The following is a 14,765-nucleotide window of genomic DNA, read 5'->3' as shown; positions in this document are numbered from 1 at the left end:
TGCACCGCTAGGTTGACGGCCGCCGAGGGTGGTCGTGCCGTCGGTCGCCTGCCGCGTGGTGGGGCGCCCACAGCGCCCCGCCCCCCGCAGAAGGCGCCCGCCGTCCCGCCCACCCTCGACGTCCTGCGCTTAGGGGTTCTGGATCGGAGTCAGCAACCCGAGTCCTGCTCGCATTCTTGCCTTGCGCTCGCTGCCTGTCCGAAGATCTCGGCTTGCCGCTCAGCAATGGGCGCCCACAGCGCCCATTGCTGAGCATTCGGAAAAGCAAAAGGGGCAGCTTTTGAGAGAGGGGGGAAGGGGAGTGGAGGTGGGGGGCATCGCGCTTCGGGCTGGGGGCCCCCGTCAGGCTGCGTTGTCTGCTTGGAGGCGTTGCTCCATTGTTGGAGCTGAATGGCGGGTGTCTTGCGCGGGCAGAGGCGTCGAGACTTATTGACGAGCCGGGCGGCTTCGGCAAATTGGTGGCGGTGGTGGAGCAGCCTTGCCAAGCAGGCAACACGGCCAAGCGGCGCCCGTAGCCCGAAGCGCGTTGCTTCCTCCCTCCAACCCTCGCCCCCACTCTCCCAACAGCTGCCCTATTGCTTTTTCGAATGCTGACCGGTGGGCGCTGTGGGCGCCCTCCGGTCAGCGGCAAGCTGAGATCTTCGGGCGGGCAGCGAGCGGCAGGCAAGAATGCGAGCAGGACCAAGGTGGCTGCCCAAGGTCCAGAACACAACATTGCAGGACGTCGAGGGTGGGCGGGACGGCGGGCGCCTTCTGCGGGGGGCGGGGCGCTGTGGGCGCCCCACCACGCGGCAGGCGCCCGACGGCACGACCACACTCGGCGGCCGTCAACCTAGCGGTGCACAAGCCGTCAACCCAGCGGTCTACACAGAGACAACCAACCTCAGTCAACCCTCAACCCAGCGGTCCGCAGCAACCGCTCAGCCACCCCCCAAAAAAATCAGCGACCCAAGACCGAAGCATCATCCCGAGCAGCCACCTCGGCCTCGGTATGCGCCACATCCCCCCAGCCAGCAATCCGCCACCCATCCGCAGCCACCACCACCCGGTTGATGCCAACGTTGCGCAGTTCGACTTCCCGCGGCGCCTCCAGCGGCAGTCCGCTGGCATGCCGCCAGACGATGTCCAGCACGCCGCCGTGCGTGAACAGCAGCACGCGTTCGCCGTGATGGCGGTTGGCCACGTCCTCGACCGCGCTGATCACGCGGTTGCGGAACTGGCCCAGGCTCTCGCCGCCCTCCAGCGGACGTTGCGGGTCGCGGCTTTTCCAGGCGGCCGCGGCTTCGGGTTGCAGGGCGTCGATCTTTTCCAGGTCGATGCCTTCCAGCACGCCGAAGCTGCGCTCGCGCACGCCGGGTTCGATGCGCAGGCGCAGGGCCAGTTGCTCGGAGACGGCCTGGGCCGTGTCGCGGGCACGGGCCAGGTCGCTGCTGTAGAGCGCGTCGAAGGGCGTCGTCGCGGCATCGCGGGCCAGGCGCGCGGCCAGCAGGCCGGCCTGGACGCGGCCCGTGTCGTTCAGGTCGATGTCCTGCCAGCCTTGCATGCGGCGGGCCACGTTCCAGTCGGTTTCGCCGTGGCGGATGAACCAGATCTCAGTCATGCGGGTAGACGTCTCGGTGGGCGGCGCACCAGCGCGGTGCACCGTGGTGAATCATGGCAGGCATCATAGCCGCAAGCCACGGGGCGCGTGCTTGCGGCCTCCGGCCCCCGGCCCTACACTTGCGCGCCAATAACAACGCCAAATCCTTGCCGGGGGTCCTGCCGTGTCCGATACCGAAACCTTTCTCACCCGCTGGCGCCGCGTCGATGGCGCCGATGGCACCGTCATCGCGCCCGATGAGTGCCTGTCGCCTGCACGCAACGTCGCCATGGGGGCCCAGCACGTGGTCGCCATGTTCGGCTCCACCGTGCTCGCCCCCTTGCTGATGGGCTTCGACCCCAATGTCGCGATCCTGATGTCGGGCATCGGCACGCTGATCTTCTTCCTGTTCGTGCGCGGCCGCGTGCCCAGCTACCTCGGTTCCAGCTTTGCCTTCATCGGGGGCGTCATCGCGGTCACCGGCTATGCCGGCAGTGGTCCCAACGCCAATATCGGGGTGGCGCTGGGCGCCATCATCGCCTGCGGCCTGGCCTACACCGTCATCGGCCTCATCGTCTGGGCGGCGAATGCCCGCGCGGGCGGGGCGGCGGCCTGGATCGACCGCTACATGCCGCCGGTCGTCACCGGCGCCGTGGTGGCCGTCATCGGCCTGCACCTGGCCCCCATCGCGGCCAAGGGCGCCATGGGCGGTTCCACCTTCGACGCGCTGATGGCCCTCATGACCATCCTCTGCGTGGGCGGCGTGGCGGTCTGGACGCGCGGCATGGTGCAGCGCCTGCTGATCCTGGTGGGCCTCATCGTGGCCTGCATCCTCTACGGCATCCTGGCCAACGGCTTCGGACTGGGCAAGCCCATCGACTTCACCGGCCTGTCGCAGGCCGCCTGGTTCGGCCTGCCCACCTTCTCGGCGCCCACCTTCCACCTGCCCGCCATGGGGCTCATCGTCCCGGTGGCCATCATCCTGGTGGCGGAGAACCTGGGCCACATCAAGGCCGTCAGCGCCATGACGGGCCGCGACATGGACCGCTATCTCGGCCGCGCCTTCGTGGGCGACGGTGTCGCCACCATGGTGTCGGGCAGCGTCGGCGGCACGGGCGTGACCACCTATGCCGAGAACATCGGCGTCATGGCCGTCACCCGCATCTATTCCACGCTGGTCTTCGTCATCGCGGCGCTGATCGCCATCGTGCTGGGCTTCTCGCCCAAATTCGGCGCCCTGATCCTGACGATTCCCGGGCCGGTGCTGGGCGGCATGTCCATCGTCGTCTTCGGCCTGATCGCCATCGCCGGCGCCCGCATCTGGGTGGTGAACAAGGTCGACTTCAGCGACAACCGCAATCTCATCGTGGCGGCCGTCACCCTGGTCATGGGCGCAGGCGACTTCACCTTGACCCTGGGCAACTTCCAGCTCAATGGCATCGGCACCGCCACCTTCGGCGCGATCATCCTCTACGCCCTGTTGAACCTGCGCAAGCGTACGTAAGACACGGCAGGCGGGCTCCGTGTGCCAGCCAGGGCGCGGCGGAGCCGGCTTCGCCGGTCCGCCAGCGCCTCGGGGGTGGGCCGTCCTTTCCGCTATTTGCATTCCGCAGCGACTTTGCCGACAATGTGGCTTCCAGCCCCGGTTTTCACGGACCGGGGTTTTGTTTTGCCGCCGTCGCCGTCAGGCGCCGTGCCCGCGGTCCTGCCGCCACCCGCCGCCAGTTCGCGCCCGCGGGGGCAGGGCCAGCGCCTTGCATACCTTGTTGTCGCCGAAACGCTCCACTCGGGGCGTTTCGCACTTTTTTAGCCAGGAAGAGACATGTCCGCCATTCCTATCACCGTGCGTGGGGCCGAGCGCCTGCAGCAAGAACTGCATCGTCTCAAGACGGTCGAGCGTCCCGATGTCATCAATGCGATCGCCGAAGCGCGCGCGCAGGGTGACCTGTCCGAAAACGCCGAATACGATGCCGCCAAGGAACGCCAGGGCTTCATCGAAGGCCGCATCAGCGAGCTCGAAGGCAGCCTGTCCAACGCGCAGGTCCTGGATCCCACCGAACTGAACGCGGAAGGCCGCGTGGTCTTCGGCGCGACCGTCGACATCGAGGACCTCGAGTCCGGCGACCGCCTGGTCTACCAGATCGTCGGCGACATCGAGGCCGACATCCGCAACAACCTGATCTCGGTGTCCAGCCCCGTGGCGCGTGCCCTGATCGGCAAGAGTGCCGGCGACGTCGTCGAGGTCAACGCCCCGTCGGGCCCGCGCGAATACGAGATCATCGAGGTCAAGTACCTCTAATCCCGGCACGCGCCCGCGAGGCGCCGCCGGCGGGAACGCCATCATGTCCAAAGTGCTGGTTCGCGTGCTTGCCGCCCTGTGGGTGGGGGCCTTGTGGTGCGTGGGCGTCCTGGTGGCGCCGACGCTGTTCGCGACGCTGTCTCCCGCCGATGCGGGGATGATGGTCGGCAAGCTGTTCTTCGGGTTGGCAAGTTTCGGCCTGGTGGCCGCGGTGCTCATGCTGCTGCTGGACCGCCTGGGCGGCGGCGAGCTGCTCGGGCGCGCCGGCCGCCTGGCCGCCATGCTGATGGCGGTGGGCGTGGGGGTCGGCTATTTCGGGCTCAAGCCCCTGATGGACCACGGCCGCGTCCTGCTCGCGGCCGGGATCACGCCGCCGCCCTGGGCCGATTTCGGCCTGCTGCACGGCGTGTCGTCACTGATCTACTTCTTGGTGGCCCTGCTGGGGCTGCGCCTGGTCGCCGTGCTGCGTTGAGCCGTCTTGCGCGCGCCGGCGCGCAGGGACAGCGCGCTGCCGCCGCGGCGCGCGGCGCCCGTGCCCGCCGGCTTGGGCTGGACGCGGGTGCTGGGACGGGCAGGGCGATCGGTGTCGTAAGGGTCGCGGCGTGCCGGCGCTTCCACCTTGGGTTCGTTGCGAGCGACACGCTTGGGCCTGGTGTGGCCTTCGGCTGCCTGCTTCTTGGGCACGTGCGGGTCGCTGGGCTTGCGGCGCAGGGCGCGTGTCTGCGGCTTGGCGGCTTCCACCGCCTCGGGCGTGGGCCGATACAGGATCAGCATCTTGCCCAGGTGGTGCACGGGCGCGCAAGATAGGCCCTCGCAGATAGACGCGATCAACTGCTCGCGCGTCTCGCGGTCATCGCCACCGGCGCGCACCTTGATGAGACCGTGCGAGGTCAGTGCCCTGTCGATTTCCTTCAGGACGGCGTCGGTGAGCCCGTTGTCGCCGATCAGCACGACCGGGCGCAGGGGGTGGGCGGCGGCGCGCAGTTCGCTGCGCTCGCGGGGAGTAATTTCAAGTTTCGGCATGTCCGGATTGTACGAGAATGGCCAAGAAGAAATTTTCTAAAGAGTGGGTCCAGCAGCACATCAACGATCCCTACGTCAAGATGGCAAAGCAGAAGGGCTATCGGGCAAGGGCTGCGTTCAAGCTGATCGAGATCGTCGATGCCGAGAAACTGATGCGCCGCGGCGACATCGTGGTGGATCTGGGCTCCGCGCCAGGCAGCTGGTGCCAGGTGGCACGCGAGCGCATGGTCGGCGCCGGCGGCGTGGTGGACGGCCGCATCATCGCCCTGGACATCCTTCCCATGGAGCCTATCGCAGGTGTCGAGTTTTTCCAGGGTGATTTCCGCGAAGATGCGGTTTTGCAACAATTGTCCGATTTGCTGCAGGGCAGCAAGGTGGACCTTGTGATTTCCGACATGGCCCCCAATCTATCCGGGGTGAGTTCGGCCGACTCGGCGCGTATCCAGCACGTGTGCGACCTGGCGCTCGAATTCTCGCAGGCCCACCTGCGTCCGGAGGGCACGCTCATCGTCAAGGCTTTCCACGGTAGCGGTTTCTCGCAGATCGTGGAAGCGTTCAAGCACCAGTTCAAGCGGGTCGTGGAGCGCAAGCCCAAGGCGTCGCGAGACAAGTCCTCGGAAACTTTTCTGGTGGGCCGGGGCCTGAAACACCCCTGACGCGGGGGCGTGTAAGCTCTGGCAACAGGCATCTGAAAACGCCCCCCGCCCGAAAGGGTAGAATCAGGCATTAACCCACCCATAATAGGGCGTCCCGCCGCGGCGAGACGCCGATCCGGTCGGAATCGAGAGCAGGAGATCGACCTTGAACAATTCGTTTTCGAAAGTCGCGGTCTGGATGGTGATCGCACTGGTGCTGTTCACGGTATTCAAGCAATTTGATGGCCGTCCGCAGTCCCAGGAAGGCGTGAGCTACACCCAGTTCATGGAGGACGCGAAGTCCGGCCGTGTGCGCAAGGTCGATGTCCAGGGCGACGTGCTGTACGTCACGCCTGACGCGGGCCGTCCCTACAGCCTGACGTCGCCGGGCGACCTGTGGATGGTCTCCGACCTCATGAAGGCTGGCGTCCAGGTCTCGGGCAAGGCCCGCGAAGAGCCGTCGCTGCTGATGAGCATCTTCGTGTCGTGGTTCCCCATGCTGCTCCTGATCGGCGTGTGGATCTTTTTCATGCGCCAGATGCAGGGTGGCGGCCGCGGCGGCGCCTTCAGCTTCGGCAAGTCGCGCGCCCGCATGCTCGACGAGAACACCAACCACATCACCTTCGCCGACGTCGCGGGTTGCGACGAAGCCAAGGAAGACGTGCAGGAACTGGTCGACTTCCTCCGCGACCCCAGCAAGTTCCAGAAGCTGGGTGGCCGCATTCCCCGTGGCGTGCTGATGGTGGGTTCGCCCGGCACCGGCAAGACGCTGCTGGCCAAGGCCATCGCCGGCGAAGCCAAGGTGCCGTTCTTCAGCATCTCGGGTTCCGACTTCGTTGAAATGTTCGTCGGCGTGGGCGCTGCCCGCGTGCGCGACATGTTCGAAAACGCCAAGAAGCAGGCCCCCTGCATCATCTTCATCGACGAAATCGACGCGGTCGGCCGCCAGCGTGGCGCCGGCCTGGGCGGCGGCAACGATGAACGCGAGCAGACGCTGAACCAGATGCTGGTGGAAATGGACGGCTTCGAGTCCGGCCAGGGCGTGATCGTCATCGCCGCCACCAACCGTCCCGACGTGCTGGATCCCGCGCTGCTGCGTCCGGGCCGCTTCGACCGCCAGGTCGTGGTGCCGCTGCCCGACATCCGTGGTCGCGAGCAGATCATCAAGGTCCACATGCGCAAGGTGCCGGTGGCCCAGAACGTCGATGCCCAGGTGCTGGCGCGCGGCACGCCCGGTTTCTCGGGCGCCGACCTCGCCAACCTGGTCAACGAGGCCGCGCTGTTCGCCGCGCGCCGCAATGGCCGCACCGTCGACATGTCCGACTTCGAGAAGGCCAAGGACAAGATCATCATGGGCGCGGAACGCCGCTCTATCGTCATGCCCGAGGAAGAGCGCCGCAATACCGCGTACCACGAGTCCGGCCATGCCGTCGTGGCGCGTTGCCTGCCCAAGACCGATCCGGTGCACAAGGTCACCATCATCCCGCGCGGCCGCGCGCTGGGCGTGACCATGCAGTTGCCCGAGTCCGATCGCTACAGCATGGACAAGGAGCGCCTGCTGAACATGATCGCGATGCTGTTCGGTGGCCGTATCGCCGAAGAGATCTTCATGAACCAGATGACCACGGGCGCCTCGAACGACTTCGAGCGCGCCACGGCCATCGCCCGCGACATCGTCACGCGCTACGGCATGACCGACTCGCTCGGCCCCATGGTGTATGCCGAGAACGAAGGCGAGGTCTTCCTGGGCCGCAGCGTCACCAAGACCAACAACGTCTCGGAAGCGACGATGCAGAAGGTCGACGCCGAGATCCGCAGCATCATCGACACGCAGTACATGGTGGCGCGCAAGATCCTGGAAGACAACCGCGAACGTGTGGAAGTGATGACGAAGGCGCTGCTCGAATGGGAAACCATCGACTCCGACCAGATCGACGACATCATGAACGACAAGCCGCCGCGTCCGCCCAAGACCCCCCAGGGTCCTTCGGACAGCACCGACACCCCGCCCGCCGGCGGCCTGGCGTCGGGTTCGGGTAACGCCACGGCCACCGCCTAAGGCTCTCCCGCAACCGCATGGCGAATACCTTCCTGTGCGGGCGCTACGAGTTCGATCTCGAGCGCCCGCTGGTCATGGGCATAGTCAACATCACGCCGGATTCCTTCTCGGACGGCGGACAGACATTCGATACGCAGGCAGCCATCGACCGGGCGCTCAGGCAGGTCGAGGAAGGCGCCCAGATCCTGGATCTGGGGGGCGAATCCACCCGCCCCGGCGCCGAGCCCGTGCCTGCCAGCGAGGAACTGGACCGGCTCCTGCCCGTCATCGAGGGCCTGCTCGATTGCGGCGTCCCGCTCTCGATCGATACCTTCAAGCCTGAAGTGATGCGTGCCGTGCTGGCTGCCGGCGCGGACATGATCAATGACATCGCCGGCTTTCGCGAGCCGGGCGCCATCGAAGCGGTGGCAGGCTCGCGCTGCGGGCTGTGCATCATGCACATGAAGGGCGAACCGCGCACCATGCAGGACGCGCCCGAATATTCCGACCTGCTGGGCGAAATCGGCCTGTTCCTGGGGGCACGGGCGCAGCGCCTGCGCGGCGCCTGGGTCGACCCGCGCCGCATCGTGCTGGATCCGGGCTTCGGTTTCGGCAAGACGGCCGACCAGAATTATCAACTGCTGCGCAGGCTCTCCAGCCTGCGCGTTTCCAGCTATCCCCTGCTTGTGGGGGTCTCCCGCAAATCCATGATCGGCCATGCCACCGGCAAGCCCGTCGCCGAGCGCATGCCCGGCAGCGTGGCCGCCGCGCTTGCCTGCGTGGCGCGTGGAGCGTCCATCGTGCGCGTGCACGACGTGGCCGCGACCGTCGACGCGCTCAAGGTCTGGCAGGCAGCCGAGCAGGGGGCAATTCCTCAATGAGGTTCATGCAATGAGTCAACGCAAGTATTTCGGTACCGACGGTGTGCGCGGTGAAGTGGGCGGTCCGGTCATCAATGCCGAGTTCGCCCTGCGCCTGGGCTATGCCGCCGGCAACGTCCTGGCGCGCCAGTCCGCTTCCCGTGGCGGCAGCCGCCCCCGCGTGCTGATCGGCAAGGACACCCGCATTTCGGGCTACATGCTCGAGTCGGCGCTGGAGGCGGGGCTGTCCGCCGCCGGCATCGACACCCTGCTGGCCGGGCCCGTGCCCACGCCGGCCGTCGCCTACCTCACGCGCGCGCTGCGCCTGGCCTCGGGCATCGTGATCAGTGCCTCGCACAATCCTTACCAGGACAACGGCATCAAGTTCTTCTCGGCCCAGGGCATGAAACTGGCCGACGAGACCGAAGCGGCCATCGAGGCCGCGCTGGATGAACCCCTGGGCTGCGTCGCTTCGGACAAGCTGGGTCGCGCCCGCCGCGTCGAAGATGCCGCCGGCCGCTACATCGAATTCTGCAAGAGCACCTTCCCGAACGAGCTCGACCTGAATGGCATGAAGATCGTGGTCGATGCGGCGCATGGCGCGGCCTACCACATCGCCCCGCACGTCTTCCGCGAGCTTGGGGCCGAGGTCTTTGCCATCGGCTGCCAGCCTGACGGCTTCAACATCAACGAAGGCGTGGGTGCGCTGCATCCCGAGTCGCTGGCTGCCGAGGTCAAGGCCCGCGGCGCGCACATCGGCATCGCGCTGGACGGCGATGCCGACCGCGTGCAGATGGTCGATGGCGAGGGCCGCATCTATAACGGCGACGAGCTGCTCTTTGCCGTGGTGCGCGAGCGCATGGACCATGGCAAGGTCGAAGGCGTGGTCGGCACGCTGATGACCAACTTCGGTTTCGAGCGCCAGCTGCAATTGCTGGGCGTGCCGTTCGAGCGCGCCCAGGTGGGTGACCGCTACGTGCTGGAACAGCTGCAAAAGCGTGGCTGGCTCTATGGCGGCGAAAGCTCGGGCCATCTGCTGTGCCTGGACCGTCACTCCACGGGCGATGGCATCATTGCCGCCCTGCAGGTGCTGACGGCGCTGCGCCGCCACGACACCACCCTGGCCAAGTGGCTGGGTGAGCTGCGCATGTATCCCCAGAAGATGATCAACGTGCCGCTGGCGCCTGGCCTGGACTGGAAAAACCACGCGGGGCTGAAGAAGGCGCAGGCAGAGGTCGAGCAGAAACTCGACGGCAAGGGCCGCGTGCTGATCCGTGCCTCGGGCACGGAGCCCAAGCTGCGCCTGATGGTCGAAGCCGAAGATGCGGCCCTGGCACAGCAAAGCGCCGAGCATTTGGCCACGGTGAATCTCAAGGATTAGAGGGAGCGCGGGGCGAGCTGCGTCGAGCGGATAGCGGTTTTGACGGTTTGTTGCGAGCGCGCAATATTCATGCTAGCGTCACATGACCGTCAATGACGTGAAACATAAAATGTCCACACTGCCTGGATTGCCAAGGAGTGTCGTGCCATGCTCGAATTAGCTCGTAGCCCTGCTGAAAACAATGCCACCACTGATTGGAGGCAGCCTGCCGTGGGCGGTCTGACCGTCGGCCTGGCGCGCACGGCCGAGGAACTGCGCCAAATCCAGCGTCTGCGCTACAAGGTTTTCACCGGCGAACTCGGCGCGGTCTTCGATGATTCGGGCTCGGGCCTGGATCAGGACCGCTACGACCAATGGTGCGAGCACCTGATGGTCCGCGAGGAAGCCACGCAACGCATCGTCGGCACCTATCGCGTGCTGACGCCCGAAAAAGCCCGCCTCGCGGGCAGCTACTATTCCGAATCCGAGTTCGATCTCAGCGGCCTGGGCGCCATGCGCAGCGAGCTGGTCGAGTTCGGCCGTTCCTGCACGCACCACGACTACCGCAACGGCTCGGTCATCATGCTGCTGTGGTCCGGCCTGGCGGAAGTCCTGCGCCGTGGCGGCTACCGCTACGTGTTGGGCTGCGCCAGCGTCAGCCTGCGCGATGACGGCGTGACCGCGGCCGAAGTCTGGCGCATGGTGGCGCCGCAACTGCGTGACCCTTCCCGGCACCTGGTCCGCCCACTGCACCGCTATCCGGTGGAAAAGCTGGACAGCACGCTGCCGGCGCGCGTGCCGCCGCTCATCAAGGGTTATCTGAAGCTGGGCGCCACGGTGTGCGGCGAGCCGGCCTGGGATCCTGATTTCAACACTGCTGACTTCCCGATGCTGTTGTCGGTGGACGCCATGGATGAGCGTTACCGCAAGCACTTCGGGCTGGAAGCCCCCCAGGAAATGCTGCCGGTCCAGGGGTAAGCCATGCGCCGCCTCCACCGCCGCACACTGCGCCGCGCGCGCATCCGATTGGTGCGCTGGATGACGCGGCGCTTGCGTTTAGAACTCAAGCAACTCGAACGCAAACCCTATCTTGCGCCATTCTGATTCCTCGTTGACCAACGTAAAGTCGGTCAACGGGTGATTCTTGCGCCATTCCCGGGATACGCGCAGCACGATCGAGTCGTTGCGCACCGAGATCGTCACCGGCAGTTCCTCGATGTCCTCGCGGCGTCGCAGCAATAGCGACGCCAGCCGCAGGCAGAGAATCGCCAGCCACTGCTCGCGATTCGCCACCAGGGGTTCGACCTTCGCCAGCTTGCCTTGATGGCCCAGCGCCAGCAGGGCGAGCAGGGCCTGGTCGGCTTTCGAGAAGCCGGGCATGTCGGCGTTCTCGAGTACATAGGCCGAGTGCCGGTGGTAGCCGTTGTGGGCGATGGACAGGCCGACTTCGTGCAGGTCGGCGGCCCAGCCCAGGGCCTGCTTCAATTCCGTCTTCGCGGCGCCGTCGGGCAGCAGGGGGTCGAACAGCTCCAGCGCGGTGCGGCGCACGCGATTCGCCTGGCGGACGTCCACGTGATAGCGCTTGATGAACTGCCGCACCGATTCGTCGCGCTTGTCGTGCTGGTCGTCGCGGCCGAGCAGGTCATAGAGCACGCCCAGGCGCAGGGCGCCGTCGCCGGTGTTCATCTGCTTGATGCCCAGCTCGTCGAAGATGGCGCTCATGATGGCCAGGCCGCCGGGCAGGACGTCGGCGCGCTCGACCTTGATGCCGGGCAGTTGGGCGGGCACCACGCGGCCGGCGCGGATGATGTGGTCCTTGAGCTTGTTCAGGCCCTCGCGCGTGATGCCGTTGGACGAGAAACCGCATTCGGTCAGGATGGCATACAGCGCCTTTGCAGTGCCGGAGGAGCCGAAGGCTTCCTTCCAGCCCGTCTTGCCGTATTCCTTGGCGATGACTTCGATCTCGCGGCGCGCGGCCAGTTCGGCCTGGCGCATGCTGTGCGCGTCGACCTCGCCGTCGGGGAAGAACTGGCGGCTGTAGCTGACGCAACCCATGTACAGCGAAGACATCAGCACGGGCTCGAAGCCCTTGCCGATGATGACTTCGGTGGAGCCGCCGCCGATATCCACGACCAGGCGCTTGGTGGTGGAGGGGGGCAGGCTGTGCGCCACGCCGGAGAAGATCAGGCGCGCTTCCTCGCGGCCGGCGATCACCTCGATGGGAAAGCCCAGGGCCTCGGAAGCGCGCGGCAGGAATTCGGGGGTGTTGCGGGCGACGCGGAAGGTGTTGGTGGCGACCGCGCGCACGCGGTTGGGGTGGAAGCTGCGCAGCCGTTCGCCAAAGCGTTCGAGCACGGCGATGGCGCGCGCGATGGCGTCATCGGACAGGCGCTTGGAGGCGTCCAGGCCGGCGGCCAGGCGGACAGTCTCCTTCAACCTGTCGATCTGGTAGATCTGCGCGATGCCTGCCTCCTGTTGGACGACACGTCCGATGGACAGTCGAAAACTGTTGGAGCCAAGGTCTACTGCAGCCAGGAGGTGTTCCATGCGGGGCGATTTCATTGCGGGAAATAAGGGGGCCATTATAAAGACCCGCGCGGGCCTGCGTGGCGGAAACCCTGAATTTGCGGCGAGTCAAGCGGGTAACAATACTGTCATCGATATGTAGTAAAAAGCCTCCGGCCCCCTTGTTTCTCTCTGGAATCCGGCATGTCTGTGCGACCCGCAGTAGAACCCCTCTTGCTGAATCGCGAATTGTCCCTGCTCAAGTTCAACGAGCGCGTACTGGCCATGGCGGAGCACCCCGATACCCCGCTGCTCGAACGCCTGCGCTACGTGTGTATCGTGAGCTCGAACCTCGACGAATTCTTTGAAATCCGCATCTCCAGCCTCAAGGAGCAGTTGCGCGTCGCACCCGCCCAGGTGGGGGATGATGGCCTGTCCCCCGCCGAGGCCTTCGAGGACGTGCAGCAGGCCGTGCACGAACTGGTCACCCGCCAGTACGGCATGCTGAACGAGGAAATCCTGCCGCGCCTGCGCACCAAGGGCATCGCGCTGCATTCGGCCACCGATTGGGACGACGCACAGCAGGCCTGGGCGCTGGCGTGCTTTCATCGCGAAGTGATGCCGCTGCTCACGCCCATCGGGCTCGATCCCGCGCATCCTTTCCCCCGCGTCTACAACAAGAGCCTGAACTTCATCGTGCCGCTGTCCGGCATCGATGCCTTCGGGCGCAAGGCCTCCATCGCCATCGTGCAGGCGCCACGCGCGCTGCCGCGCCTGCTCAAGATGCCCGAGGCCATCTCCGGCTACCGCCATGGCTATGTGCTGCTGACTGCGCTCATCCGCGCCTTCGTCGGCGAGCTGTTCCCCGGCCTGGAAGTGCAGGGCTGCTATCAGTGGCGCGTGACCCGCAACAGCGACCTGTTCGTCGACGAGGAAGAGGTCACGAACCTGCGCCACGCCCTGCAGGGCGAGCTGACGCAGCGAAACTTCGGCGCCGCCGTGCGCCTGGAAATCGACCGCAGCACGCCGCCCGCGCTGGAAGCCTTCCTGCAGCGCGAGTTCCAGCTGAGCGGCGCGGACACCTACCGCTGCAATGGTCCGGTCAACCTGTCCCGCCTGATGCAGCTTTGCAGCGTGGACGACTGCGCCGATCTGCTGTTCCCCGGGCACCAGGCCAGCGTGCCCGAGCCTTTTGCCCAGGTGGGCAACAAGCCGGCCGAGTTGTTCGCCGCCATCGCCGCCAGCGACCGCCTGCTGCACCACCCCTACCAATCCTTCCAGCCCGTCATCGACTTCCTGACGGCCGCCGCCGTGGATCCGGACGTGGTCGCCATCAAGCAGACCATCTATCGCACGGGTGAGGACTCCGAGCTGATGCGCCTGCTCATGGCCGCCGCGCGTGCAGGCAAGGAGGTGACGGTCGTCGTGGAGCTGATGGCGCGCTTCGACGAACAGACCAACATCAACTGGGCAGCCCGGCTGGAAGAAGTGGGCGCGCACGTGGTCTATGGCGTCGTCGGCCACAAGACCCACGCCAAGATGGCGCTGGTGCTGCGCCGCGAGAAAGGCCGCATCCGCCGCTATGGCCACCTGGGCACCGGCAACTACCACCCCCGCACCGCGCGCCTCTACACCGATTTCGGCCTGCTGACCGCCGATCCGCGCCTGTGCGAGGACATGGACAAGGTCTTCTCGCAGCTGACCGGCCTGGGGGCGCGCCGTGCGCTGAAGTCGCTGCTGCAGTCGCCGTTCACGCTGCACGACGGCGTCGTCAGCATGATCCGCGCCGAGGCGAAGGCCGCGCGCGCCGGCAAGAAGGCCCGCATCATGGCCAAGATGAACTCGCTGCTCGAGCCCATCGTGATCCAGGAGCTGTACAAGGCCAGCCAGGACGGGGTGAAGATCGACCTGATCATCCGCGGCGTGTGCGCCCTGCGGTCAGGCGTGCCCGGCCTGTCCGAGAACATCAAGGTGCGCTCCATCGTGGGCCGCTTCCTCGAGCACTCGCGGGTCTTCTATTTCTTCGACGAGGGCAAGGAGTCGGTGTACCTGTCCTCGGCCGACTGGATGGACCGCAACTTCTTCCGCCGGGTCGAGCTGGCATTCCCGATCTATGACAAGGCGCTGAAGAAGCGCGTGATCCACGAGGCCTTCCTGGTGGCGTTGCGCGACAACCAGCTGGCCTGGCAGCAACGTCCCGACGGCAGCTATGCCCCGGTGCGCAGCCGCGCACAGCCCGTCAACCTGCATCGGGTGCTGGATGACGCGCTGCGCCGGACCGGATAAGGACTTGTCATGGAGTGAAATAAAACTGTCCTTTTCGAGGGCTGTTTTAAGTCATTGTTTTGAAAGGATTTATTGGGTGGGTTCTCAGAGGGGGTAAATATGACTGTCACATATGTGTCATGTTCCCGCTCTAACATCCCTACCCATGAAAGGGTGGTCGTGACGGGCAGGCGCTGCCTG

The 14,765-nt window shown here is 66.1% G+C and carries 12 protein-coding genes; 9 read left to right on the top strand and 3 right to left on the bottom strand.

Annotated features, from left to right (window positions below; genetic code table 11):
* Window positions 1-940: 940 nt before the first annotated feature.
* Complete coding sequence (locus tag ODI_RS16160) at window positions 941-1,600, bottom strand: histidine phosphatase family protein (RefSeq protein ID WP_067752072.1); 660 nt, start codon at window positions 1,598-1,600, stop codon at window positions 941-943.
* Window positions 1,601-1,763: 163 nt separating this feature from the next.
* Between ODI_RS16160 and ODI_RS16155 the strand changes: the two genes are divergently transcribed.
* The 3 genes from ODI_RS16155 to ODI_RS16145 all read left to right on the top strand — a co-directional run bounded on the left by ODI_RS16155 (window position 1,764) and on the right by ODI_RS16145 (window position 4,350).
* On the top strand, window positions 1,764-3,083 hold the full coding sequence (locus tag ODI_RS16155) for a solute carrier family 23 protein (RefSeq protein ID WP_067752070.1): 1,320 nt from the start codon (window positions 1,764-1,766) through the stop codon (window positions 3,081-3,083).
* Between the two features lie 318 nt (window positions 3,084-3,401).
* Window positions 3,402-3,878: a transcription elongation factor GreA gene (gene greA / locus ODI_RS16150; RefSeq protein ID WP_067752068.1), complete on the top strand. Its 477-nt coding sequence runs from the start codon at window positions 3,402-3,404 to the stop codon at window positions 3,876-3,878.
* Window positions 3,879-3,921: 43 nt separating this feature from the next.
* Window positions 3,922-4,350 (top strand): DUF4149 domain-containing protein, encoded by a 429-nt coding sequence (locus tag ODI_RS16145; protein ID WP_067752066.1) that lies wholly within the window; start codon window positions 3,922-3,924, stop codon window positions 4,348-4,350.
* On the opposite strand, the gene ODI_RS16140 is transcribed toward ODI_RS16145, so the two are convergent.
* Window positions 4,299-4,901, bottom strand: coding sequence for a YhbY family RNA-binding protein (locus ODI_RS16140; protein WP_067752064.1), 603 nt, complete (start codon window positions 4,899-4,901; stop codon window positions 4,299-4,301). The two genes, ODI_RS16145 and ODI_RS16140, sit on opposite strands and share 52 nt — an antisense overlap.
* A gap of 17 nt (window positions 4,902-4,918) precedes the next feature.
* Here ODI_RS16140 and ODI_RS16135 point away from each other — a divergent pair, with 17 nt between their 5' ends.
* The 5 genes from ODI_RS16135 to ODI_RS16115 all read left to right on the top strand — a co-directional run bounded on the left by ODI_RS16135 (window position 4,919) and on the right by ODI_RS16115 (window position 10,772).
* Window positions 4,919-5,557, top strand: a complete 639-nt coding sequence (locus ODI_RS16135) for an RlmE family RNA methyltransferase (RefSeq protein WP_067752062.1) — start codon at window positions 4,919-4,921, stop codon at window positions 5,555-5,557.
* A 145-nt stretch (window positions 5,558-5,702) separates the two neighbouring features.
* A complete protein-coding gene (gene ftsH / locus ODI_RS16130; protein ID WP_067752060.1) occupies window positions 5,703-7,595 on the top strand; it encodes an ATP-dependent zinc metalloprotease FtsH in 1,893 nt (630 codons plus the stop codon).
* Window positions 7,596-7,612: 17 nt separating this feature from the next.
* On the top strand, window positions 7,613-8,455 hold the full coding sequence (gene folP, locus ODI_RS16125) for a dihydropteroate synthase (RefSeq protein WP_067752058.1): 843 nt from the start codon (window positions 7,613-7,615) through the stop codon (window positions 8,453-8,455).
* A 10-nt stretch (window positions 8,456-8,465) separates the two neighbouring features.
* Window positions 8,466-9,815: a phosphoglucosamine mutase gene (glmM, locus tag ODI_RS16120; RefSeq protein WP_067752056.1), complete on the top strand. Its 1,350-nt coding sequence runs from the start codon at window positions 8,466-8,468 to the stop codon at window positions 9,813-9,815.
* A gap of 147 nt (window positions 9,816-9,962) precedes the next feature.
* Complete coding sequence (locus tag ODI_RS16115; RefSeq protein WP_067752054.1) at window positions 9,963-10,772, top strand: GNAT family N-acetyltransferase; 810 nt, start codon at window positions 9,963-9,965, stop codon at window positions 10,770-10,772.
* A gap of 78 nt (window positions 10,773-10,850) precedes the next feature.
* Here ODI_RS16115 and ppx read toward each other — a convergent pair whose 3' ends face one another.
* Entirely contained in the window at window positions 10,851-12,341 is a 1,491-nt protein-coding gene (ppx, locus tag ODI_RS16110; protein ID WP_067752051.1) for an exopolyphosphatase, read from the bottom strand.
* Window positions 12,342-12,503: 162 nt separating this feature from the next.
* On the opposite strand from ppx, the gene ppk1 reads away from it, so the two are divergent.
* The gene (ppk1, locus tag ODI_RS16105) at window positions 12,504-14,585 is read left to right on the top strand and encodes a polyphosphate kinase 1 (protein WP_067752048.1); all 2,082 of its coding nucleotides are present in this window, start codon (window positions 12,504-12,506) and stop codon (window positions 14,583-14,585) included.
* Window positions 14,586-14,765 lie beyond the last annotated feature (180 nt).

Origin of the sequence: Orrella dioscoreae (assembly GCF_900089455.2) — a bacterium.
Lineage (GTDB): Bacteria > Pseudomonadota > Gammaproteobacteria > Burkholderiales > Burkholderiaceae_B > Orrella > Orrella dioscoreae.
This window is presented reverse-complemented; position numbering and strand designations above follow the sequence as displayed.